This window comes from Streptomyces boluensis, assembly GCF_009908195.1.
In the GTDB taxonomy this organism is placed as follows: domain Bacteria; phylum Actinomycetota; class Actinomycetes; order Streptomycetales; family Streptomycetaceae; genus Streptomyces; species Streptomyces boluensis.
The window spans coordinates 1-3,692 of the sequence record NZ_JAAAHS010000554.1; the positions used below are offsets into that span (position 1 = coordinate 1).

The window sequence follows — 3,692 nt, forward strand, 5'->3', positions numbered from 1 at the left end:
AGCCCACCCACCCCAGCCGCTTACGGCAGCTCGCGGCGGCTACCGCTGCGCGACCACATCCTCGGTGTCCTTCCGGCGGGACCGCTCCCGGAGCAACGAGATCACGATCACCACGGCGGCGACGAGGAGCGAGAGCAGCACCTGGCTCCGGCCGCCGCCCTCCTTCGCGTCGGTGAGCATGTAGAGCAGCACGAACACGATCATCGCGATGGTCGCCCAGGTCAGATACGGGAACAGCCACATCTTGACGACGAGCTTCTCCGGGCTCTCGCGCAGGATGATCCCCCGCATCTTCAGTTGCGTGAAACAGATGACCAGCCACACGAAGAGCGCGACCGCGCCCGAGGAGTTCAGCAGGAACTGGAACACCGTGTCGGGCCACAGGTAGTTGAAGGCGACCGCCACGAAGCCGAAGGCCACGGAGACCAGGATCGCGGCCTGCGGGACGCCTCGCTTGTTCGTCCGTGCGAAGGACCGCGGGGCGTCGCCGCGCTGCCCGAGGGAGAAGGCCATCCGGGAGGCGGTGTAGAGGCCGGAGTTGAGACAGGACAGCACGGCGGTCAGCACGATGAAGTTCATGATCTCGCCGGCGTGGGGGATGCCGATCGAGTCGAGGGCCGCGACGTACGACCCCTTCTTCTCGATCGCGGGGTCGTTCCACGGCAGCAGGGCGACCACGACGAGGATCGAGCCGACGTAGAAGACACCGACGCGCCAGATCACGCTCCTGGTGGCCTTGGCCACCGCCCGCTGCGCGTCCGACGACTCACCGGCGGCAAGGGTGACGATCTCGCTGCCCATGAAGGAGAAGACGACAAGGAGGATGCCGGTGAGGATCGCGCCCGGCCCGTGTGGCAGGAATCCGCCGTGTTCGGTGAGGTTGCCGAATCCTGTCGCCGCATGGTCGGAACCGGGCAGCACACCGAAGATCGCGAGGCCGCCGAGGACGATGAAGCCCGCGATGGCGACGACCTTGATGCCCGCGAACCAGAACTCGAACTCGCCGAAGGAGCCGACCGAGACCAGGTTCGTGGCGGTGAGCACCACCATCACGATCAGCGCCCAGGCCCACTGCGGTACGGACGGCACCCACCCTTCCAGGATCACGGCGCCAGCCGTCGCTTCCACGGCGAGTACGACGACCCAGAAGAACCAGTACAGCCAGCCGATCGAGAACCCCGCCCAGCGGCCGAGCGCCCGGTCCGCGTAGGCCGAGAAGGAGCCGGAGCTGGGGTTGGCCGCGGCCATCTCGCCGAGCATCCGCATCACGAAGACGACGAGCGCGCCGACCAGGGCGTAGGACAGCAGGATTCCGGGCCCTGCGGCGGCGATACCGGAGGCGGAGCCCACGAAGAGACCGGCGCCGATCACTCCGCCGATCGCGATCATGGACAGATGGCGGTTCTTGAGACCGGCCTGCAGACCTGGCTGCTGCTCCGGAGACTGCCCACTGGTAGGTGGGGCGGTGTCAGGGGCCAGCGAATCAGGGGGACGTATCGTCATGTCGACATCCATTGAGTGGTTGGGAGTGCCGTGCAGGGCGTAGCTGCCCGGATCGCCGGTTCGCCTCGGTGGCGGGGACGGTCGGGCCGGGCATGCGCGGGGAGGGGAGTGCGCGGGTGGAGCGGTCAGGGCACTGACGATTCCCGGAAGCGTTCACAGTGCGGTTCGGTGCAGTGCAGTGCGGTGCAGTGCGGTGCGGTTCGGTGCTCGGTGCGGTACGCGGTTTCCGGAGGCCGTACTGGTGATGGTGTCGTCACCGCACGTCCGCGTTTCGTCCGTCTCCTCGTGGGAGGTGGGCCGCATCACTCGCGGAATTGGATTTGCGCAAGCGTATGGGGGGCCACCGGGCCAAGTGTTTGTGAAGGCTTAACAAACTCGCCCGCGATGGCTGTGCGACCGTCCAATGCGGAACCGGGGTCAGCTGGTCGACGGCAGCCGCAGCTGAAGCATGGCAAGGAGACGCTGGTCGGGACGGCTGAGATCGAGGCCGGTCAGCTCCTCGGCCCGGCGCAGGCGGTACCGCAGCGTGTTGGGGTGCACATGCAGCTGGGCGGCGGCCGCCCGGATGTCACCGAGGGAGTTCAGGTACGTCAGGAGAGTCTCGGCGAGCCGTCCCTGGTTCCGGCTGTCGTGCGCGATGAGGGCGGTCAGCCGAGGATCCCGAATCTCTGGGTGGCTGGAGAGCAACGTCAGCATCTCGCTGACCAGCACTTCCGCCTGGATGTCCGGCAGCGTGGCGACCGCGGTGGACACATCGGCGCTCACCATGGCGTCGAGAATGCGGTCGGCCTCCCGGCGGGACTCGGGGACCTCCCCGAGCGTCGGCACCAGGCAGCCGACCGAACCGCGCAGCGGCAGGCCCAGGTGGCGGCGGGTGGCGTCGGTGATCTCCTGGGCCCAGCCGCGCAGCGTGTCCGTGTCGATGCCGCGGGGCAGCTGGGGCAGAAGCACGTAGATACGGGGATCGACCTGAGTGGCCAGGGCACTGCGGTGCCGGGCGGCGATGTGCACGGAGACCAGGTTCGTGACCTCGGCGTGGGTCAGCTCCGGCCCGGCGTCCACCTCCGGAGTCTCGTACGCCGCTGTGGTCCCGTACGAGAAGCCGAGGACGGCGGCCGGGCGGGAGGTGTCGAAGCCCAGGTGCGTGGCCAGCGGCTGCGGTCCGGTGCTCCCGTCGAGCAGGCCCGCCAGCAGGGTCCGGGTGAGCGTTACATCGTCCGAGAGCTCCCTGCGACGGCGTACGAGATGGAGCACAGCGACCCGGGCGGCTCCAAGGAGCGCCTCGCGCGAGCGCTCGGCCAGCGGAGTCGCGCCCTCCTGCACCCAGATGGAGCCCAACTGCCGGTCCCCGGACCGGACGGCCACCGCGAGCCGACGGCGGATGCCGAGCTCCGGGTGGCTGTCGATGGCGATCACTTCGTCGCTGGAGTGCAAGTGCTGGAACACACCCCACTCACGCAGCTTCGCCAGATACCCCTCCGGTCCCTGCCAGCCGAGGATGGAGCGCTGACGCAGGTCGTCCGCCTCGTCGGAGTCGGTGGTACGGGAGTAGGCCAGTACGCGGTTGGCGGCGTCCTCGATGCTGACAATGCCGTTGGTGAGGATGGCGGTGGTCTGGGCGAGCGAGAACAGGTCGCCCTCCTCGGCCCCTTTCCCGGCGTCGCCCTGCGGCGCGTCGTCGAGGGCGGCCCGCGCCAGCGCGTTCACCTGCTCCCAGCGCGCTTCACTGCGCAGCGAGAGCAGGGCGACCCCGGCGTCGGCAGCGGTCTCGCTGAGCACCGCGGCCTGCCCTGGCCCGTCCACCTTGACCACTACGGCGGCCGCTCCGTCCCGCCCGGCGGCCCGCAGCGCGGGAAAAGCGGCCCGGCCACGGGCACCGATCACGAGCACCAGATCGCCCGGCCGCGCGGTCGGCCGGTCCTCGGGATCGAGCAGCGACACCCCACGTATCTCGACGTCGAGACCGGCGGGGGCGGCCTGCACCTCCACCAACGAGTCACCCAGCACCATCAGCAACTGACGCAGGCCGATGCTCGGTGCGGGAAGAGAAACTGCGGCCGGATCCATGATCGTCGCCTCTGCTGGGAGCCCTGCCAGGGGGCTCTGATGCTATCCACAAGAGTGCCGGGCGCTGCACGGGAACGTGGAGGGGGTCGCCGCCCCTCCCCCGGGACCACACCCCCGGACTT

Annotated in this window: 2 protein-coding genes; both read right to left on the minus strand. The window is 69.3% G+C overall.

Annotated elements, in window-relative coordinates; all coding sequences use genetic code 11:
* Nucleotides 1-39: 39 nt before the first annotated feature.
* Nucleotides 40-1,503 (minus strand): amino acid permease, encoded by a 1,464-nt coding sequence (locus tag GUY60_RS35700; protein WP_187370210.1) that lies wholly within the window; start codon nt 1,501-1,503, stop codon nt 40-42.
* A 417-nt stretch (nt 1,504-1,920) separates the two neighbouring features.
* Nucleotides 1,921-3,570: a PucR family transcriptional regulator gene (locus tag GUY60_RS35705; protein WP_246236080.1), complete on the minus strand. Its 1,650-nt coding sequence runs from the start codon at nt 3,568-3,570 to the stop codon at nt 1,921-1,923.
* Nucleotides 3,571-3,692 lie beyond the last annotated feature (122 nt).